General features: G+C 40.2%; 17 protein-coding genes. 7 read left to right on the forward strand and 10 right to left on the reverse strand.

All coding sequences use genetic code 11. From position 1 onward, the window contains the following. Positions 1–256: 256 nt before the first annotated feature. From nrdF to nrdI, 3 genes are read right to left on the reverse strand one after another with little or no spacing between them, the layout of a single operon-like run. On the reverse strand, positions 257–1,237 hold the full coding sequence (gene nrdF / locus NRE15_RS07715; protein WP_313792312.1) for a class 1b ribonucleoside-diphosphate reductase subunit beta: 981 nt from the start codon (positions 1,235–1,237) through the stop codon (positions 257–259). Positions 1,238–1,270: 33 nt separating this feature from the next. Further along, positions 1,271–3,448 (reverse strand): class 1b ribonucleoside-diphosphate reductase subunit alpha, encoded by a 2,178-nt coding sequence (nrdE, locus tag NRE15_RS07720; RefSeq protein ID WP_313792313.1) that lies wholly within the window; start codon positions 3,446–3,448, stop codon positions 1,271–1,273. Next, a complete protein-coding gene (nrdI, locus tag NRE15_RS07725) occupies positions 3,441–3,806 on the reverse strand; it encodes a class Ib ribonucleoside-diphosphate reductase assembly flavoprotein NrdI (RefSeq protein WP_313792314.1) in 366 nt (121 codons plus the stop codon). The genes nrdE and nrdI overlap by 8 nt, the downstream gene beginning before the upstream one ends. 535 nt (positions 3,807–4,341) lie before the next feature. Between nrdI and NRE15_RS07730 the strand changes: the two genes are divergently transcribed. From NRE15_RS07730 to NRE15_RS07745, 4 genes are all read left to right on the forward strand, one after another. Continuing rightward, on the forward strand, positions 4,342–5,637 hold the full coding sequence (locus NRE15_RS07730; protein WP_313792315.1) for a hypothetical protein: 1,296 nt from the start codon (positions 4,342–4,344) through the stop codon (positions 5,635–5,637). Positions 5,638–5,729: 92 nt separating this feature from the next. Further along, the gene (locus NRE15_RS07735; protein WP_313792316.1) at positions 5,730–6,173 is read left to right on the forward strand and encodes a CopY/TcrY family copper transport repressor; all 444 of its coding nucleotides are present in this window, start codon (positions 5,730–5,732) and stop codon (positions 6,171–6,173) included. Positions 6,174–6,213: 40 nt separating this feature from the next. Continuing rightward, on the forward strand, positions 6,214–6,420 hold the full coding sequence (locus NRE15_RS07740) for a heavy-metal-associated domain-containing protein (RefSeq protein ID WP_313792317.1): 207 nt from the start codon (positions 6,214–6,216) through the stop codon (positions 6,418–6,420). A gap of 13 nt (positions 6,421–6,433) precedes the next feature. Beyond that, positions 6,434–8,926, forward strand: a complete 2,493-nt coding sequence (locus NRE15_RS07745) for a heavy metal translocating P-type ATPase (protein ID WP_313792319.1) — start codon at positions 6,434–6,436, stop codon at positions 8,924–8,926. 96 nt (positions 8,927–9,022) lie between these two features. Here the strand turns inward: NRE15_RS07745 and NRE15_RS07750 are convergent, their stop codons facing one another. Continuing rightward, positions 9,023–9,547, reverse strand: a complete 525-nt coding sequence (locus NRE15_RS07750; RefSeq protein WP_313792320.1) for an HdeD family acid-resistance protein — start codon at positions 9,545–9,547, stop codon at positions 9,023–9,025. Between the two features lie 196 nt (positions 9,548–9,743). Here NRE15_RS07750 and NRE15_RS07755 point away from each other — a divergent pair, with 196 nt between their 5' ends. Genes NRE15_RS07755 through NRE15_RS07765 form a run of 3 tightly spaced genes read left to right on the forward strand, consistent with a single transcriptional unit; the run spans position 9,744 to position 14,106 of the window. Beyond that, a complete protein-coding gene (locus NRE15_RS07755; RefSeq protein WP_313792321.1) occupies positions 9,744–10,226 on the forward strand; it encodes a nucleoside 2-deoxyribosyltransferase in 483 nt (160 codons plus the stop codon). A 20-nt stretch (positions 10,227–10,246) separates the two neighbouring features. Next, positions 10,247–11,806: a Ppx/GppA family phosphatase gene (locus tag NRE15_RS07760; RefSeq protein ID WP_313792322.1), complete on the forward strand. Its 1,560-nt coding sequence runs from the start codon at positions 10,247–10,249 to the stop codon at positions 11,804–11,806. Between the two features lie 26 nt (positions 11,807–11,832). Beyond that, entirely contained in the window at positions 11,833–14,106 is a 2,274-nt protein-coding gene (locus NRE15_RS07765) for an RNA degradosome polyphosphate kinase (RefSeq protein WP_313792323.1), read from the forward strand. A gap of 78 nt (positions 14,107–14,184) precedes the next feature. On the opposite strand, the gene NRE15_RS07770 is transcribed toward NRE15_RS07765, so the two are convergent. From NRE15_RS07770 to NRE15_RS07795, 6 genes are all read right to left on the reverse strand, one after another. After that, positions 14,185–14,628, reverse strand: a complete 444-nt coding sequence (locus NRE15_RS07770; RefSeq protein ID WP_313794970.1) for a VOC family protein — start codon at positions 14,626–14,628, stop codon at positions 14,185–14,187. Positions 14,629–14,642: 14 nt separating this feature from the next. Next, positions 14,643–15,806 (reverse strand): AI-2E family transporter, encoded by a 1,164-nt coding sequence (locus NRE15_RS07775; protein WP_313792324.1) that lies wholly within the window; start codon positions 15,804–15,806, stop codon positions 14,643–14,645. Positions 15,807–15,971: 165 nt separating this feature from the next. Next, the gene (locus NRE15_RS07780; RefSeq protein WP_313792325.1) at positions 15,972–17,180 is read right to left on the reverse strand and encodes a M20 metallopeptidase family protein; all 1,209 of its coding nucleotides are present in this window, start codon (positions 17,178–17,180) and stop codon (positions 15,972–15,974) included. A 13-nt stretch (positions 17,181–17,193) separates the two neighbouring features. Further along, complete coding sequence (locus NRE15_RS07785; protein ID WP_313792326.1) at positions 17,194–17,649, reverse strand: hypothetical protein; 456 nt, start codon at positions 17,647–17,649, stop codon at positions 17,194–17,196. After that, positions 17,646–18,455: a DUF3100 domain-containing protein gene (locus NRE15_RS07790; protein WP_313792327.1), complete on the reverse strand. Its 810-nt coding sequence runs from the start codon at positions 18,453–18,455 to the stop codon at positions 17,646–17,648. The genes NRE15_RS07785 and NRE15_RS07790 overlap by 4 nt, the downstream gene beginning before the upstream one ends. 228 nt (positions 18,456–18,683) lie before the next feature. Next, the gene (locus NRE15_RS07795; protein ID WP_313792328.1) at positions 18,684–20,282 is read right to left on the reverse strand and encodes an LPXTG cell wall anchor domain-containing protein; all 1,599 of its coding nucleotides are present in this window, start codon (positions 20,280–20,282) and stop codon (positions 18,684–18,686) included. Between the last annotated feature and the right edge of the window lie 1,377 nt (positions 20,283–21,659).

Here is a 21,659-nt window from a genome sequence, read left to right on the forward strand (position 1 = left end):
AGGCACACACTGCTTCCAATAGTGATTAGGCAGTGAAAATCCAGTAAATATCATAAGATAATTAGTAATTCTCGAGCTTTTTGCTATATCGCCATTGAATTTTAGTAGGTTTTCGTAACATATTACGCGTAAGTGGAACAAGCTAATCTCAGGTTAATTTCATTCAAATAAGCTCAGCAGCACGATAAACTAAAAAGCCGAACTTTCGTCGCTGAAAGTTCGGCTTTTCCTCTGTAGAGAAGCAGAGGTATTTATTTTAGTTCATCCATTTGGTGTAGTCGTCATTTTGCATGGCTTCCACGGCGCCTAGGAGATAGCCGTTGCCGACTTGCGAGAAGAAGTCGTGGTTGCTGGTGCCGGTCGAAATTCCGTTCATCACGATAGGATCCACATCTTCGGCGGTGTCCGGGAACAAGGGATCAAAGCCAAGGTTTTGTAGGGCTTTATTGGCATTGTAGCGAATAAAGACTTTGACTTTTTCGGTCCAGCCAACTTGATCATAAATGAGTTGGGTGAACTGACTTTCATTTTGATATAGTTCAAACAAGACTTCGTAGACCCACGCTTTAAGGTCATCTTGCTCGTTTTCAGGCAACTCATTGTAACCTAATTGGAATTTGTAACCAATGTACGTTCCATGCACCGATTCATCACGAATGATAAGCTTAATGATTTCAGCCACATTCGCCAGTTTATTGTTGCCTAAGTAGTAGAGTGGCGCAAAAAAGCCTGAATAAAAGAGGAAAGACTCTAGCAACACGCTGGCTGCTTTGGCTTGCAAGTCTGTGCCATTTTTATAAATATCGTTGATTTTCTTCGCTTTGTATTGGATTAACTCATTAGAGTTGGTCCAACGGAAAATCTCTTCGATTTCGGCTTTACTATTTAAAGTAGAGAAAATCGATGAATAACTTTTAGCATGCACGGATTCCATAAATTGAATATTATTCAAGACGGCTTCTTCATGTTGGGTGCGGACCGATTGACGTAGACGCTCAATGGCATCTTCAGATTGTAAGGTGTCTAGCAACGTTAAGCCACCGAATACTTTCCCAACAATGTCTTTTTCATTGGCTGATAGCGTCCGCCAATCATCCAAATCATTCGATAAGGGAATGCGGGTGTCGAGCCAAAATTGTTCGGTTAATTTTTCCCAGGTTAATTTGTCGATTAAATCTTCGATGTTATTCCAGTTAATCGCCTCATAATTGGGGGTGTTTTTAAATTCAGACGTCATTAATAATCCTCGTTTCTTTCCTAAACTTTAAACTTAAATGGAGCAACTTTCACACGCATTGCTACCTACTTCATCACCATCGTCGGTATAAGTTCGTACATAATAAATTGACTTGATGCCTTTTTTCCAAGCGTAGTGACGCAAGATATTTAAATCTCTGGTTGTCATTTTGTTGGTGCGGCCTTCTTTCCATTCGTACATACCTTCAGGTATTTCTGAACGCATAAATAAGGTTAATGACATGCCTTGATCAATATGTTTTTGGGCTGCGGCATAAATATCGATGACTTTACGCATATCAATATCATAAGCGGATTGGTAATATTTAATGGTGTCATTGGATAAGTGTGGCGCTGGATAATAGGTTTTTCCGGTTTTTTTCTCTTGACGCTCTTCAATCAGTTGGGTAATTGGGTGCAAGCTCGCACTTGTTTCATTAACATAAGAAATAGAACCAGTTGGGGCAATTGCCATGCGGTTTTGGTGGTATAAACCATCGGCTTGAACTTTTGCCTTTAATTCCGCCCAGTCTTCACTGGTTGGCATTGGCACATTTTTCATAATATCGGCTACTTTTGAGTCTTTGATTTCAAAGGGATTTTCAATGTATCGGTCAAAATAGCTACCGTTCGCATAATCTGAGTTTTCAAAATTTGCAAAGGTTGTTTGGCGTTCTTTCGCGATTTTGTTACTAGACACTAAAGTGTAGTAATTTAAAGCATAGAAATAGGCTTCGGTTAGTTCGACCGACTCAGGTGAACCATAGTACATTTGATTCAAAGCAAACAAAGTGTGTAATCCCATGCCACCTAAACCAATCGTATGTGCTTGGTCATTTCCGTGTTTGATGGTTGGCACGGCTTCGATGTTTGAATGGTCGGTTACATAGGTTAAGGCACGCACCGCCGTATCAACGGATTTTTCAAAATCAGGCGATTGGATCATATTAGGAATGTTGGTCGAACCTAAATTACATGAAATATCGGTGCCCAACACTTCATATTCTTGGCGATCATTAATAAATGATGGTTGTTGCACTTGTAAGATTTCAGAACATAAATTACTCATAGTAATCGTTCCTTCAATCGGGTTTGTTTTGTTGGCTGTATCAATATTAATGATATATGGATAGCCTGATTCTTGTTGTAATTTACTAATTTCATTTTCTAATTCACGGGCTGAAATTTTTGACTTGCGAATTTCAGGGTTATTGACTAAATTGTCGAATTCCTTCGTAATATCAACATAAGAAAATGGCTTGCCGTAGATCCGTTCCACATCGTAAGGGCTAAATAAATACATGGGTTCATCTTTAGCCGCTAATTCATAAAATTTATCTGGAACCACGAGACCTAAGGATAAAGTTTTCACCCGAATTTTTTCATCGGCATTTTCTTTTTTAGTGGATAAGAAAGAAACCACGTCAGGATGGAAAACGTTCAAGTATACGGCTCCTGCCCCATTCCGTTGACCCAATTGGTTGGAATAGCTGAAACTATCTTCCAATAATTTCATGACGGGCACGACCCCGCTTGAAGCATTCTCAATCTTCTTAATGGGGTCGCCCGCTGCACGCAAGTTGGATAAGTTAACCCCTACTCCGCCACCGATCCGTGATAATTGAAGTGCTGAATTAATCCCACGTCCAATACTATTCATATCGTCCGTTAATTGAATTAAGAAACACGACACTAACTCACCTCGACGTTTACGCCCTGCGTTTAAAAAGGTCGGTGTCGCTGGTTGGTAACGTTGTGAAATCATTTCATCACGTAAACTCGTCGCTAATTCGGTATCGCCATCGGCTAAATATAAAGAAGCAAACACAATCCGATCTTCATAACGCTCCAAGTAGCGCTTACCGTCATCGGTTTTCAAGGCATATTGAGTATAAAATTTAAAAGCTGACATAAATGATTTAAAACGGAATTTCATGTTATAGGTCGTTGACATTAATTCTTTAATGAAACCACGATCATATTTTTCAATAAATTCACGCTCTAAATAATCATTGGTAATTAAATAATCAATTTTCTCATCCAACGTGTAAAAGAAAACTGTATTAGGATTCACATGTTCCAAGAAATAGGCTCTTACCGCTTCGCGATCCTTGTGTAAAGGAATTTTATTATCAATCGGTCGATTTAACTCGTTATTTAATTTGAAGTAAGATACTTCTTTAGGTTTACTACTTAATACGGGTTTATCCAAGGTTCGCCACCTGCTCTTTCAATTTATTCACATCATTAATGGTTCCTTGAAACTCAAATTCATGCAACAAAGGAACATCAAAGGCTTTAGCAATATCTCTTGCCGTAAAACAAAACAAGGTATTAAAATTTCGGTTGCCACCACCTGCAACACCTTTTAAATAAGTGGCATTGTTGGCTGTTTCAATGAAATCAAATAACACATCAGTTACCTCACGCTCATAGGTTGGCGCAATCACAATATAAGGCTCATGGATTTCAGTAAAAGCATTATCCGGCGTTAATTCCAGCGTCTCCCACTCGAACTTCTTAACAAATTTTCGGGTTTGACCAGTTAACGACATATAGACCAATAACATACCACGCTACCTCTTCCTTCTAAAATATAGACTAAATCATACCATGAAAATTATGCTTTTTGAAGTATAAAAAAACTAAATAAGGTGTTCACAAACCCAAACACCCCTACATCTTGTGTTTCTCCCTCGAATAAATATCTCCAATACGCCCCTATGCATTCTATTCACAAAGAAATATTTATAAGAAAACAGACTCCGTAAGAACTCAGTCATTGCTTAAAAACTAAAGTTATCGCAAAGTTTGCCGGGTTTCTTTTAACGATAAGTGGGAAGTGACGGACCGTCCCATTGGCACTCAGATTTTTTCTTATGACAATAAGCTATCCCATTGTCACTCAGATTTTTTCTTATGACAATAAGCCGTCTCATTGTCACTCAGATTTTCCCCCATGACAATAAGCCGTCTCATTGTCACTCAGATTTTCTCCCATGACAATAAGCTACTATTTGGAATCAAAATAGCCATGAATCATCCTTCCAACCGCCAGAGAGAAGCCTGAGAGGCGGATGGGAGAAAAAAAGGCGACTTGTTAATTTGACGGTCTTTCACTTCCCGCTTACTTTCACGACGACGTCCGGCTTTTCGGAGGTTCGATGCGTTTTCTACTACTTGCCGGATTTCTTTTCACAACGACGTCCGCCAAATCAACTTGCCGGACTTCAACTCAAATCGACGTCCGGCATGTTGGAGGTTCGACGCGTTTTCAACAACTTGCCGGATCTCTTTTCGCAACGACGTCCGCCAAATCAACTTGCCGGACTTCAACCCCAATCGACGTCCGGCTTTTCGGAGGTTCGATGCATTTTCTACTACTTGCCGGATTCCTTTTCACAACGACGTCCGCCAAATCAACTTGCCGGACTTCAACTCAAATCGACGTCCGGCTTTTCGGAGGTTCGATGCTTTTTCCACGTCTTGCCGGATCTCTTTTCGCAACGACGTCCGCCAAATCGACTTGCCGGATTTCAACCCCAATCGACGTCCGGCTTTTCGGAGATTCGATGCATTTTCAACAACTTGCCGGATCTCTTTTCGCAACGACGTCCGCCAAATCAACTTGCCGGACTTCAACCCCAATCGACGTCCGGCATTTTGGAGGTTCGACGCGTTTTCAACAACTTGCCGGATTTCTTTTCACAACGACGTCCGCCAAATCAACTTGCCGGACTTCAACCCCAATCGACGTCCGGCTTTTCGGAGATTCGTTGCTTTTTCCACTTCTTGCCGGATCTCTTTTCACAACGACGTCCGCCAAATCAACTTGCCGGACTTCAACCCAAATCGACGTCCGGCTTTTCGGAGGTTCGATGCGTTTTCTACTACTTGCCGGATCTCTTTTCACAACGACGTCCGCCAAATCAATTTGCCGGACTTCAACCCCAATCGACGTCCGGCTTTTCGGAGATTCGATGCGTTTTCCACTTCTTGCCGGATCTCTTTTCACGACGACGTCCGCCAAATCAACTTGCCGGATTTCTTTTCACAACGACATCCGCCAAATCAACTTGCCGGACTTCAACCCCAATCGACGTCCGGCTTTTCGGAGGTTCGATGCGTTTTCTACTACTTGCCGGATTTCTTTTCACAACGACGTCCGGCAATTCAACTTGCCGGATCTCAACCCCAATCGACGTCCGGCTTTTCGGAGATTCGTTGCGTTTTCAACAACTTGCCGGATTTCTTTTCACAACGACGTCCGCCAAATCAACTTGCCGGACTTCAACCCAAATCGACGTCCGGCATTCCAAGGGGGCACTACATTCACACCGTCTTGCCGGCTCTCTTTTCACAACGACGTCCGCCAAATCGTTTTTTACCAAGTCGCAGTGATATTTATTCAAAAAGGGGTTGACTTTTAGGGGTTACGGCTGTAAACTAGTATATGTAGATTACGTTTGTAACTCAAAAAGGAGGTTAAAATTTTGAATGTAAAACAAGCAACGGTATCAATTAGCGATGCTGAGTGGGAAGTCATGCGGGTTGTTTGGGCAAGTAATTATATGACGAGCCGTGAAATTATCGACACCTTAATGGCGATTAAAGATTGGAAAGAGGGTACGATTAAATCTCTTTTAAATCGTCTCATTCAAAAGGAAGCTATTGCAAAAGATACGTCAACCACACCTTATACTTATTACCCAACCATTAGTTTAGTCGAGGCGACACAACAACGCAGTGATGATTTGGTCAGTCAAACATGTACACGTGATCGGGCTGACATTATCCAACATCTCATTGACACCAATGAATTATCTCAAGACGATATCCAAAACTTGATGGATAGCTTGCAAAACAAATTAAAAACGGCACCAACGTCCGTTACTTGCCAATGTCCCGCAGGACAATGTCACTGTCACTTACATTAAAAATAGATAACAAAAATTAATTCGAGGAGATTGATTAATTATGGAAAAAACATTTAAGGTTAAAAAGATGGGTTGTCAAAACTGTGCCAATACCATTCACACTAGCTTAAGTCAATTAACAGGGGTTAATGACGTTGAGGTAAGTTTACAAGACAAAACAGCCAAAGTACAATATGATGCAAACTTGGTACAACCTGATCAAATGGTCGCTGCCGTTTCCCAAGCAGGTTACGAATTAATTGACTAAAGGGGATTTGGTTATGAAACAAACATTTAAAGTTGAAGGGATGACTTGCGCCTCCTGTGCTCAAACTGTCGAAAAAGCCTTAGGTAAGGCTGAAGGTGTTAAAGAAGCGGTGGTTAATTTAACAACGGAAGAAGCTACTTTAACGTATAATGATCAAGCCTTATCTTTTGATCAAGTACAGTCCATTGTCCAAAGTAGTGGGTATGATTTAGTTAAAGAAGATAGTTCAAGTTGGGTGCCACTTACCAATGCATCCATGGTTCAAACTTATGCCATTGATGGCATGACGTGTGCTTCGTGTGCTCAAACCGTTGAACAAGCGGTCAATCGTTTATCTGAGGTTAAACAAGCGGCGGTTAACTTAGCGACCGAACAAATGCAAGTCGTATGGGATTCGTCAGACGTTATTGACCCTGATTTAATTCAAAACACTGTTGACCAAGCTGGTTATGAAGCTGCACTGGTTTTATCAGCTAATGATCGGTATGAACAGTCGCAAGCCAAAAAAGAAGCTAAATTAAAAGAAGAAAAAACACGTTTAATGTGGATGGCGGTCTTTACCATTCCATTATTTATTTTAACGATGGGTCCAATGTTAGGGATGCCTTTACCTTCCATTATTGACATGCATCATAATTTTGTCAATAATGCTTTATTGCAATTAGCCTTAACCATTCCGGTTATCTGGTTAGCCAGAGGGATATTCGTCCGCGGTTTTAAAACCTTATTAAATGGGCATCCGAATATGGATACCTTAGTCGCTATCGGAACGAGTGCCGCTTTTATTCAAGGGTTGGTCATGACTTTCTTAATGGCAACTGGACGCGTCGTCCCTGAAGGGCATCCGGATTTATATTTTGAGTCAGCCGCTGTTATTTTAACCCTGATTACTTTGGGGAATTATATGGAAGAGTTGGCCAAAGGAAAGACCAGTGCCGCCATTAAAAATCTCATGGACTTAACGCCAGATGAAGCACGGCGAGTGAATGCTGATGGTTCGGTTGAAATGGTGCCCGTTGAATTAATTCAGCTAGGCGATTTGATTCAAGTGCGTCCCGGTGAAAGTTTGCCGGTCGATGGTGAAATTGTCACTGGCCAATCGTCAATCGATGAATCGATGTTAACCGGTGAAAGTATGCCCGTTGAAAAAAATGTTGGCGACAATGTAACGGGAGCAAGTATTAATAAAACTGGAAGCTTTACATACAAAGCCACTAAAATTGGCCAAGATACCCTACTTGCTCAAATTGTCCAAATGGTACAAGATGCGCAAGGTAGCAAAGCACCGATTGCTAAACTAGCGGATGTTATTTCATCTTATTTTGTTCCGATTGTTATTATTTTAGCCATTTTGTCCGGCTTAATGTGGTATTTTATTATTGGTGAAAGCTTACCTTTTGCCTTAAATATTTTCATTAGTGTTTTAATTATTGCTTGTCCGTGTGCGCTAGGTTTAGCAACACCAACAGCCATTATGGTCGGAACGGGTAATGCCGCTCAAAAAGGGATTTTGTTTAAGAGTGGGGTGGCTTTAGAAAATACGCATCATGCTGACGCCATTCTATTAGACAAAACCGGAACAATTACCCAAGGTCAACCAACTGTCAATGATTTTGTGGTTGTTGATGGTTTGGATGAAATTGAAGCTTTACGCTTAGTTGCATCAGCAGAGTCCGTTTCAGAACACCCTCTGGGCGAAGCGATTGTTAATTACGCAACTAATGAAAAACAATTATCCCTGCTTGCGGTTGATTCATTTGATAGTATCACCGGTCAAGGTATTGTAGCTGTTATTGGAGATAAGACCGTCAAAGTTGGAAATCAAAAACTGATGCAAGGTGTTAATCATTTTGACCAAACTGCAACACAACAAGCCGAAGCTTTTGCACAAGCAGCCAAAACACCGATGTACTTTGCTATCGATGACAATTACGCTGGCATTGTGACCGTATCTGATCCAATTAAAGAAACAAGTTTCTCAGCTGTCCAACAACTAAAAGCCATGGGCTTAGAAGTTATCATGATTACGGGAGACAATCGTTTTACCGCTGAGAAAATCGCTGAACAAGCCGGTATCGACCGCGTCTTTAGTGAAGTGATGCCTGAAGATAAAGCTGATATGGTTATTAAACTTCAAAATGAAGGCAAACACGTTATTATGGTTGGGGATGGCATTAATGATGCCCCTGCCCTTGCCCAAGCTGATATCGGTATGGCTATTGGGTCAGGAACAGATATCGCGATGGAATCGGCCGACACCGTCTTAATGCACGATAACCTCGAAGACGTTGTCACAGCTATAGACTTAAGTAATAAAACCATCCGCAATATTAAGCAAAACCTTTTCTGGGCGTTCGCTTACAATGTGATTGGTATTCCGATTGCTATGGGCTTGTTGCACCTCTTCTTTAACGGTCCACTACTTAACCCAATGTTCGCCGCCCTGGCCATGAGCTTAAGTTCCGTTTCCGTTTTAATGAATGCTTTACGCCTACGTAACGCCTAAAACCTTTTAACTAAATACCGCTCCGCTGCGAGTCAGCCGATTGAAAAAACCGCCTGCGCAAATGATTGCGCAGGCGGTTTTTTTTTGCAGTGATATTTATTTGGTGAAAGCGGCAATAAAGTGGCCAATCGCGGCGATAACAAAGTAGATAATTAACAGATTCACGACGGTTACAGCGGCTGACGCTGGATTATAGAGTAAGGCAATGCCGACGATAAGACCAATAATTCCTAAGATAAGTGTTAACCAAAAGTTAGAATTGGAAACGCGGCGAATCATAAAGGACGTTCCGATTGCACCAATTGAATCGACAATAAACCAAATAGCGAATGCAAACGGCATAGCTGCCACACCAAGACCTGCGTTCATTAATAAATAAATACCAACGATAATATCAATAATTCCGATAAGCCACATAGGCCAAGTAGGTGCTCCAATTGATTTCGCTAAATTACGACGGGTGGTTATTTCAAACAAACCTTTAATAATTGCGCCAACAGCTAAAATCACAACAATGGAAGCCACCGTTGCTAATGGGTTGCGATAAGTTAATACGGCGAGTACTAACATCAGTATTCCCATGATAATATTGCCCCATTTACTTTCTCTTGTTTTAAACATTTTACCTTCCTCCCTTAAATAAAAATTTAAATAAACTTATATTAATAGAATAACATATATCTTTTCAAAAATAATCTAATAAGACTCGAAATGAAAGCTTTTTTTACATGAACGGATGTAAATTGTTAAATAAACATTTGTTTCAACCGTAAGGGTCGGCTATAATTAAATTATTATAAAGAAAAGGATGTCTGTCATGCCTAAATTATATTTTGCAAGCCCCTTATTTAATGAAATGGAACAAAATTTCAATGCCATGTTAGCCGCAAAAATCCGCCAAGCGATTCCAGAATTAGATATTTATTTACCTCAAGAACAAGGGGAGATAAACGATAAAAGTGCCTATGCGGATTCTAAAGCCATCGCACGGTATGACACGGATGCCTTGCTTGAGTCCGATATTGTCTTGGCTGTACTGGATGGTCTACAATTAGATCCAGGTGTCGCAGCTGAAGTCGGGATTGCCTATCAAGCGAACATTCCAGTGGTCGGATTATATACTGATACGCGTCAACAAGGTAGCGATAATGTAGAAAAATTAAAGGCTTTACAAGAAGTAGCTGAATCACAATTTTCTTATGTTAATTTATATGTTGTTGGCTTGATTAAAATGAATGGGACGGTCGTTAACAGTTCCGATAAAGTAAGCCCTGCCATTAAAGAAATATTAAATCGTTAACACAAGAAAGGATTTTTCTGATGTTTAAAGAAAAAGTTGCTATTATTGATATTGGCTCTAACTCAATTCGTTTAGTCATATACGGAATCGATGAAGAGTATAATTTCGTTGAACTACAAAACGTTAAGACCCCTGCGCGTCTTTCAGAAAATATTCAAATGATTAATGAGCAAGCCATCTTAGATCAAACGGGTATTGATAAGTTGATTTCTGCGCTTGACAGTTTTAAATATGTTATCGAAAGTTATCAAGCCGATACCGTTATTCCAAAAGCGACAGCTGCCATTCGTCAATCAGCTAACCAAGCATCAATTATTGAACAAGTTGAACAAGCTACCGGCATCCGTATCCAATTGGTTTCTGAACAAGAAGAAGCTTTATATGGACTATACGCGGTGCTACATTCGACGACCATCGAAGATGCGGTTACGATTGATATTGGTGGGGGTAGTTGCGAAATAACGCTTTACGAGAAAAAAGAATTAAAACACTACAAAAGTTTTCCCTTCGGAGCGGTAAGTTTAAGAAAAGATTTCTTTACGGATAAGGCCCATAATGATCCCGAAGCAATGGAAGCTGTGAGAAAATTTGTTCGCAAACAATTTAAAGCTTTTCCGTGGATTAAGAAAGCTAAATTACCCATCATCGCCATTGGAGGTTCGGCTCGTAATGTGGCTAATGTCCACCAGCGCTTAGTCCACTATCCCTTGGCTGGCATCCATGGTTATGGGATGACGGATGATGCGATTGATATGACCTTACAAACCTTCGTTACGACAGAAGCTAGCAAATTAGGTGATATCGATGGTTTGAGTAGTGACCGTCAAGATATTATTATTCCAGCAACTATTGTTTTCCAAGAATTATATAATGTTGTTAAAGCCTCTTTCTTAGCTATTTCCACCCAAGGTTTAAGGGAAGGCATTGTCTTAAAATATATTAACGAAAAATATAATACGCCAATTGATATGAGTCTCATTCGGGCACGTACGATTCGTGGGATTGGTCATTTGTTCCCAGTGGATACTTCACGCAATTACTTGCGGATTAATTATGCATTGAGTCTTTATCAACAGTTATGTGAACTCAATCTCCTCCCTTACTCATATGAGTACCATGAAGAAATAGAATTTGCTGCTTATTTATATCATTTCGGATCATTTATCGATGTTGAAGCTGACTCGCAGCATACCTTCTACTTGTTGTCTAATATGAACTTATCAGGCTATAGCCATCGTAAACGCTTGCGCCTCGCCTTATTAAGTAGTTATCGTAACCGTTCCTTGCAAAATCAATATTTAGAAATTTTTCCTGGTTGGTTTACAGAAGAAGAACAGTTGCTGTTACAAAAATTAGGTGGTATTCTTAAGTTTAGCCAGGCTTTAAATGACTCACAAACGGATCCGATTGATTCATTAGAGTTGGTTGCTTTAGATGATGGCAATTATCGTTTGGATATTTACCATCATAAACCGATTATTGCTGAAAAATATCGTGCCCAACGTCACTTGAAACATTTAGAAAGAGCGCTTGATGGTCAACTAAGTTTAAATTTCATTGCTATTAATCAACCAGCCTAAAAATAAAATCACTAAGGAGCTGTCATATGGCAAATAAAAATAAAAAGGTTAAATCAGAAAAACCATTAAAAAAATCTTTTACGCATGAAGATGTTGAAGAAACAGACCCGCTTGATCATCCGGAAAACTATTTTAATCGTGAATTGAGTTGGCTTGATTTTAATTACCGCGTCATTGATGAAGCAAACGATTTAGATAATCCCTTTCTAGAACAATTAAATTTTATTGCGATTGGCAGCTCAAATTTAGATGAATTTTTTATGGTCCGGGTCGCGGGTGTCTATGATCAGTACTTGGCTGGTGTTGAAATTTCTGAAAATAAAACTTATATGTCCCCTAAGACACTCTTAAAAGAAATCCAAAAAAGTAACCAACGAAATATCACTGAACAATACCGTCGTTACCACGAGCTCATTCATTATTTACCTAATTATGGCTATCAAATTAAGCGTATGGCGGCTTTAAATGAAGAAGAAGTTCAATCGGTTAAAGAATATTTCGACCAAATGATTTTACCTACTTTATCACCTATCGGGATTGATGCGTATAAAGCCTTCCCGCATTTAATTAATAAAGCCATTAATATTATGGTTGTTTTAGAAAAAGATGGTGCTACATTCCGCGCCTTAGTCCCTGTCCCACCCTTATTGGATCGTTATAAAATTCTCATCGGTAGCAATCAACAAACCATTGTGTTTACTGAAGATATCATGATTCATTTTATTGATTCCATCTTTGAAGGTTATACGGTTACAGAAGCTTTTCCCTTTAGAATTACCCGCAATGCCGATTTTAACATTCGAGAAGAAGGGGCTTCTGATTTACTGGCTGTCATAGAAGATTATGTTAAGCAACGCCGTAACGGGATGGCGATTCGTTTAGAAATTGATAGCAGTTATGGTCTTAACTCGGACTCTGAAACGATTAACTTTTTATGTGACGAGCTAGAGTTGGAATTGACGAATGTTTATCATATAGATGGGCCATTGGATTTGACCTATCTCTTTAATTTAATCGATTTAGTCGGGGAAAAAAATCCTCAGGCTTTGTATAAACCCTTTGAAGGTTTTTTAAATCCTAAGCATTTAGGGCTCGATTTATTTGAATCTATTAAGGAAAAAGATTTATTTTTCCACCATCCTTATGATTCCTTCCAACCCGTTGTCTCATTTATTGAAACAGCCGCCGAAGACCCAAGAACGATTGCTATTAAGCAAACACTGTATCGCGTTTCAAAAAACTCACCCATTATTGCGGCTTTAAAACGAGCGGCCGAAAATGGTAAAGAAGTCACGGTTTTAGTCGAGTTAAAAGCGCGTTTTGATGAAGAAAATAATGTCTTTTGGGCACGCGAGCTAGAAGAAGCAGGTTGTCATGTGCTATATGGTATGTCTGACTTGAAGACACATAGCAAAATCACCTTAATTATCCAAAAAGAGGATGATAAAATTCAACGTTATGTGCATTTAGGAACAGGAAATTACAATGAAAAAACCGCTAAACAGTATACCGATATGGGAATCATGTCTAAAGATGAAGAATTAACCGACGATGCCTCCAAATTCTTTAACTATTTAAGCGGCTATGCCCAACGTCCAGAATACAAGCATTTACATGTTTCGCCGTTTGAAATTAGAGATTCTTTATTAGATTATATTGAAGAAGAAATCAATTTTCATCAAGAATTCGGTAATGGTCGCATCATTGCGAAGATGAACTCGTTAACGGATAAAACCATCATCAAAAAACTCTACGAAGCTAGTCAAGCTGGTGTGGAAATTGATTTAATTATTCGGGGGATTTGTTGTTTAAAACCTGGTGTTCCTGGTTTGTCAGAGACCATTCGTGTCAGAAGTATCGTGGGGCGTTTATTGGAGCATTCGCGGGTTTACTACTTTAATCGTAATAATGAACGTCACTTGTTCTTGTCTTCTGCTGATATGATGACACGTAACATGATACAACGGGTTGAAATTGAATTTCCTATTTTGGATCAAACGATTGAAGCACGTATCATTGATATTTTGCAAATGCAGTTAGATGATACACTCAAAGCACGTGAATTACAGCCAAGCGGCGATTATACACGTCCTGATCGTGAATTAGTGAAATTAAATTCACAAGAAGCGATGATTAAAGATGCACAACAACGAACAGAAGCATTGAAACTGGAACAAGCTGCTACGGCTACAAAAGATAGTCAGCAAAAGGCTACGACGCCTACAGCTACCGCAGACGTTGAACCAGCTCCCACCAAAGAAAGTTGGTTTGCTCGCCTCCTACGTTGGTTTAAACAATAACGCTTAACAAAAAAAACACTAAATAACTACCTATCGCTTTAAGAATAGTGTCGTTATTTAGTGGTTATTTATTGTCTGTTATGGTTCAATGATCAACATATCATTGTCATCAAACTTCCACGAATCCGCATAAGCCACTTCCCAGTAATAGCCATCTAAATCTTGGAAATACCCACTGTAGCCTCCCCAAAAGACGAATTCAGCTTCCTTCACTATTTTTCCGCCTAGTTGGCGTACTTTATCAAAAAAGGTATCCACTTCATCTTTCGTTTTCATATTAATCGCTAGCGTAATCCCTGGGAATCGTTGAAAGCCATCATTAATATCAAAAGAATCGTCTCCATAAATATCGCGGGTGAGTTCATCGATAGGAAATAATTCAAGCTTGGTTCCGGCATTATCAAAGAATACAATCGGCGGGTTCGCCTGCGTCTCATACGTCTTAAAGCCTAACGCACGATAAAAACTTAAGGCTTTCGCCATATCTCGCACACCTAAAGCAATCAGATTTATTCGGTTCATCATTGACACCCCTATTAGATTATTTCTTCTTTTGCCTGCGTTTCATAAATTTTGACATTTATTTCCTCCCGCACCTCAACATCCCGACGCAAGAGTTTATAAATCGTTGAGGCAATGGGTACACCAATGAAAAACCCTACCCCACCTAACAAACCACCACCGAGCGTAACGGCGATAAAGGTCCAAATTCCTGGTAAACCAATCGAACCACCTACCACTCTTGGATAAATAATATTACTTTCTAGCTGTTGAACCACAATAATAAAGAGGAGGAATAGGAAGGCTTGGGAAAGCGATTGGGTCATAATCAGTAAGAACCCAATAAAAGCCGAAATAATCGCCCCCACCATTGGAATTAAAGCAAAGGCCCCTGAAATCGTCCCAATCATTGCAGCATAGGGAAAACGAAATATTAACATCCCAATCGTTACCATCGATCCATAAATAACCGCTTCAATCAGCATGCCTGTCATAAAATTCGAGAAGGATTGGGTAGTTACTTGCACGATATACAAGATACGCGAATAGACAAGCGGTTTTAAATATACCTTCCCTATGCGTTTAAATTGGCCGATCAACTTTTCTTTTGAAAACAGAGCGTATACACTAATAACCAAAATAATCACAAAATTTAAAGCATAAGAACTTAAACTGGCCACCACCGATATCATCGATTCAACTAAGCCGTTGGCAAAGGAAGTAATTTCACGCGCAACATTGTCCCAATTCAAGCCCGCTTGCGCAATAAAAGCATTGTAGTCATACTCAGGAAAAACCTCTTCTAGCCGAGCTAGTAAGTTTTGAAACATCGTAAAGACTAGAGGCAATGATTCAATCGTAATACGGATGGCAGAAATAAGTTGGGGAATAATTAACCACAAAATAATACTTACCGTTAACAAGACGACTAATAAGGTTAATAAAATCGCCAACGGTCGTCTAAGACCGATCAAACGTTCATCGGTTGTTGTTGGAAAAAGATATTTTTCTATTAAGGTCATCAGTAAATTCAAAATAAAGGCAAACACAAAACCACTTAAAATCGGAGATAAAACCCTCCAAATGGTTGATAAATAAGATAAGACTGAATTATAATTTAAAACAATCGCAGCTAATATAGCGATAAGCACCAAATATTTAATCGCTAATTGATCTAACCGATTATCCCTACCATTCAACGCAATCCCCCACCTTCCGTTTACTTAAATAATAACATAATTCCCCCCAACCAACTAATCACAAGCCAACCCCTTTTAATAAATATCCCTACAGCTAAGTCAAAATACCAAAAACAGCTAGGTTAATCGTAGGCATTAACTTAGCTGTTTTTTTAGCAGGGGTATTTAGTTTAGGTAGTCAAGGGTTGCTTTGATAAAGGTGGCCGCGCCCATACTGAAATAGGCTTCGTCGACATCGAATTTAGCGTGGTGATGGCCATGGAATTTGCCTTCAATGTCAGCTGGGTTGGATAGGAATAGAAAGGTACCCGGTGCTTCATATAAGTAAAAGGCAAAGTCTTCCCCACCCATTAAAGGTTCCTCAACTTCAACCAGTTGACCAGGAAATAGCTCTTCTAGGGATTGGACGATTTCAGTCGTGACCGTCGCATCATTGACAACCGGTGGATATTTGTAATCATAGGTTACAACACACTCCACATCCATGGCTACGCCAATTCCATGGGCAATTTGTTCAATTTTACTGTGGATGAAGGCACGCGTTTCGTCATTTAATGCCCTAACTGTCCCCTCTAGTTCCACGTTATCGGGGATTATGTTTTGGTTAAAGCCCCCTTGAACGCGTGTAATGGACACAACGGCTGGATTTACGGCTTTGATATTCCGGCTTTTAATCGTTTGTAAAGCCGTGATGAGTTGCCCGGCTGCAGCAATGGGATCCTGTGCGTTTTCCGGATAGGCTCCGTGGTAGCCTTTACCCTTGATTTCGATGAGGAAGCGGTCCATAGACGCCATCATAGGACCTGATTTATAAGCAATCGTCCCTTTAGGGAGTTTGGGATCGATATAACCTTCGTGAATACCTAACACCCGTGTAACGGTTGGGTTTTTCATAGCCCCTTCTTTAATCATTGGTTCAGCACCACCAGGGTATTCCTCCCCTGGTTGTAACAGCAGTTTTACTGTGCCAGCAAATTGATCGCGGTTAGCTTGTAGTACTTTGGCAGCACCTAGTAGCATGGCTGTGTGCCCATCGTGTCCGCACGCATGCATATTTTCATTCAAGGAAGCAAAAGGCAAGCCTGTTTGTTCTTTGATGGGCAAGCCGTCCATATCTGCTCGTAAGCCAAGAACCCGGTTTTGGATTTCTTGGTTTGCCGCTTCTTTTGTCCCTTTGATTAAAGCCACAATCGCATTGCCATTAACAAAATGATTGTCATACGCAATACCTAATGTATCTAAAACCTCTGAAACATAAGCTATTGTTTGAGGTAATTCTAAACCTAGTTCTGGAATTTGATGCAAGTCGCGTCGCCATTTGACCATATCGGCTTGGACGCTAGCAGCTAATTCGGGGATATTTATTAAAGACATGAAGTTCCTCCTTCTAAAAAATGCGCAATAAAATTTCGGCTAAAACAACACAGGCTAGGACCGTCCCGATAATAACGACTAGTGAAACTAACACACCTTTGTAACCAATCTTTTTAAAAGCGGGCCAGTCTTTCCCAATCGTCACCCCGGCATAGGCCAAAATGGGTGTACACAAAGCCAATAAGCTAATTTTTTCAACTGAGGCAATAACGGTTTCGGCTATTGGTGAAAAAGGCAAGCAGGCGATAATTGCAATGGCTGAAATATAGGCCACTGATGGAATATCCACCGGTATAATCTGCTTCATGAAAAAACCCAATAAAGTAAATAACACTAACCAGGCCATGCCGATGAGGCTTTCGTTAAAGCTTGCCCCGTATCCAATCATATTTCCAATAAGGGCAATACCCCCGGAAATAATCAAGACAATAATCCAATCGAGTATTAAATTTAAGTCTATTGATTTCATTTTTGTGCGCCTCTTTTCGTTCTAATGTTATCCATCCAATTATAAGCACGCTCAGTTAAAGGTAAACCAATAAATAAAGCGGTATAAATATTTATGACGGATGAAACCAGATTGGATATAGCAGCATAGGCTTCGAGTTCGGTTGCCATTTCTGGAAAACGATCAATTAAGGTACCTAAACCACCCACCATCATAGAAGCTGAACCTATTCCAGTGGCTAAAGATAAAGAAATAGGCGAAATGAATTGAATTTCAGCTAAAACGGACATTAAGAAAGAGACCGCAACGACACCAAATATCGTTCCGACTATATAGTTTGTCATGACACCACGGAATTCAGCCGATTCGGCGCCATATTTTTCTGAAATTAAAGCGACATTGGCTTCGCGGCTAACACCAAAAGTCATCCCAACCGCTTCACGTTGCATGCCAAACGCCATTGCCAGCGGCAGGGCAAAAACAAAGGAAAAGCCTTCACCTAAATTTTGTAAAGTGACTGCAATACCAGCAGATAAAACTTCTTCGATGGCAGCGCCACTGGAAACACCTAATTTTGCAATCAACAAACCCCCGGCTAAAGCCATCATTTGCGCCGCATTTCCTGCGTTCTTCTCTGTAATTATTTTTTGTTGTGGGATTAAATAAAATATCGTCATCATGAGCATAGAAAAAATAAGCGGCGCCAAGGTGAATGAAAAACGCCCTAGTCTGATGGACTGTGAACCAATTAACTCTGCGATGACGGTGACGATTAAGACCATGATGTGTAATTTATAGTCTTTCCAGATAGCTTGTCTTTCTACCATATTGAAACCTCCATTTTTTATTTTGTTATGGACTTGTTATAATTTCTTCCATAACGTTATTCTAGCTTCTAAAAATGGTCAAGTCAAACAGATTTTTAATTTTTCTCATCTTATTATAATTATAATCCTTTTTATGATAATTGTTATTTTAAGCGATGTGACAGGTCACTGGGAATAGACAAAAAAACTGTACCCAGTAAGGATACAGTTTTCAAAGTCAATTAATGATTATTTTTGTTGGGCACGCCCACGAAAAATGAGGTAACCAGCAGCAATCAATAGGACAACACTTAAGAAGATTAACCAAGTTGAGCTTGTTTCACCCGTTTCTGGTAGTAAATCGCCACTTTGTGTCATGGCAGATTGATTACTTTCAATGCTCGATTCAACGGATACCGAACGGCTAGCTTCTTCGGATTCTGATTCAGCTTGTGATTGAGATTCTGCTTCGGATTGAGATTGTGACTCGGATTCACCAGACTCTTCTTGACGAGGGATATCATATTCTTCAACTAAGCGATTGGCTAAAAGACCGAAGTTTTCAACACCATTGTTTTCACCAAAAACCGTAAATTCATGCCAGAATAAAGTAGCATCTGAAATTTCATTGAGTGCTGTCTCATCAAGTCCATATTCATTAACTAACGCATTACGCATTCTGTCGGATTCTGAAGCAAAAACATCTGGATAATCTTCAACGAGTCGATTGTATAAAGCGCCAATATCTGCCCCAACTTGATTTAATTCATCAGCAAGAGCGACTAAAGTTGCATCATCAAATTGATCTAATTGAGCTTGTAACATTGGTGTGACAGTCAGTAATTCTTGACGAAGCACATCTGCATCTTGTTGCGTGTCGTCGCTAGATTCTTCCACCACGCTCACGTTATAAACATCTTGCATAACTTGTGCTAAACGTTCAAAGTTTTCGGCACCTTCTTCATTGAAAATAGCAAGTTCTTCCCAGAAAATATTGGTATCTGAAACTAAATCTAATTCCGCTTCATTTAAGTTGTACTCATTAACTAACGCATTACGCATTCTTTCTGACTCTGAAGCGAAAACGTCTGGATGATTTTCAACTAAACGGTTATATAAGGTCGAAGGATCGCCTCCCGTTTGGTTAATTTCATCAACCATAGCGACTAAAGTCGCATCATCAATTTGTGCTAATTGATCTTCAGTGATGGGTGTTCCCGTTAATAATTCTTGTCTTGCAGCAGCAGCTTTTTCAGCATCTGTTTGTTCATCTTCATTTGATTCCGCTGCATTTTCACGAGCTGTCCGACGATCAATGTAATCAGCAATTGTTTGATCGATGTCTGGAATAATTGCAGCTACAGCAGCATCAACATCATCTTCGTTGTCAGCCATCGCTGCACGATAACGCTCTAGTGTTAATCTTGGTAATGCCATATTTAAATCAGAAAAAGTATATTCTGAACGTTCTGAAATGGCTTGAGCAGCACGTCCATAAGCATCATAGTCTTCACCTTGTAATAATTCAAGTTGAGGATAGTTTTGAGCAATTTGTTCATAAATTGATCCCCATACATCATCAGGTGATTGTGTTTGTGCAATATTGTCATACTCTAACAAGTCACGGTCAGAAACATCTAATAATTGTTCTAAGTTCACTGGTTCATATCCAGCAACATTATCTTTAATGATTGCTACCCTTGCTTCTTCTTCAGTGGTTAATGTTTCTTGTGCTTGAACGACACTAAACGCTTGAGGAGCCACTAAATTCGAAAATACTGGAGAAACTCCTGCACCTACTAGCGCTAATGCACAAGCGGTTCTTAAAAAAGTTTTCTTAAATTTCATGAATATTTCCTCCTTTTGAATACATTTATTATAACGAAAGGATATGAATTTTCAGTGAATATTCATTGTAAAAACCAAATAAATATCATAATAATTATGTCAAATATTATAATTTTTTGAGCAATTAAATATTATTTTCATAAACGTCATTTCAAATTTAATTAACATTGCCGATTCATGTTCTTTCAGCAAACTTCCTTATCGTGGAAGACCGTCAATCTAAGATAAGTTGATATAAGTCCATCTATTAAGGTTAACCTTATATGGTTTGGTGGGCGGTTTATCGTTGAGCTCGCCAAATGAGCTGCGGTTTGGCGGGGAGACTGGGGGCGTACGCCAAAGAAGCCACCGTTTGGCGGTGGAATCAGGACCGAACGCCAAATGAACCTCCGTTTGGCGGGGGAATCAGGACCGAACGCCAAACGAACCTCAGTTTGGCGGGGGAATCAGGGGCGAACGCCAAATGAGCTGCGGTTTGGCGGTCACTTTTGTTGAGCCCGCGTAATGGGAAGTGAAGAACCGCCATTTCTCACTTACGTGGGCGCACACATATTGGAACATTTGTTGTGAGCGTGATGGGGAGCGCACACATATTCGAGCAGTTGTTGTGTGCGTGAACCTAAGTGGGAAATGGGTGACCATTAAATAAACATCAAATTAGGCTATTCGATCATGAAATTAGGTATTTGGTGACCGATTAGCTATATTTAACGTTCTCGCTCACTTACTTCCTGCTTACTTTTGTTGGGCCCGCCAAATAAGCCACCGTTTGGCGGTGGAATCAGGACCGAACGCCAAATGAACCGCCGTTTGGCGGGGGAATCAGGACCGAACGCCAAACGAACCTCCGTTTGGCGGGGGAATCAGGGGCGAACGCCAAATGAACCGCCGTTTGGCGGTGGAATCAGGGGCGAACGCCAAATGAGCTGCGGTTTGGCGGCGAATAGGGATGCGAGATTCGCCACCAAATTTAATTGATGGCGAGGGCGCATGGAAACTTTGCCACCTAATTAATGAGACGTAGTTTATCACGATACAGTATTCAAAATCAAGCAGCTTATTCACTTTCCACTTTCGCGCTATCACTTACAAGCCTTATCGTAAGTAGGAAATGAGTTACCATCAATTTATGATAGACCACCGTTGGAATGGAGGAATTTCACAAAAATTATTAGCCAAATGCTCTGTTCGGGTCATTGCTCGGTTAGCAGCGGCCAGATTAATCATTTTAAACTCACGATTTCTGATAAAATCTTAAATTGAGATGATTCATCGAAAAAACCCCAACGCCCACCTAAGCCTTAATCTTTCAACCCACGAAAACACATCGCCTCCCTCTTCGCCCAGTAAAAAGCCAGCTTTTCATCAGAAACCTTC

The sequence above is a fragment of the Fundicoccus culcitae genome (assembly GCF_024661895.1).
Taxonomy (GTDB): Bacteria; Bacillota; Bacilli; order Lactobacillales; family Aerococcaceae; genus Fundicoccus_A; species Fundicoccus_A culcitae.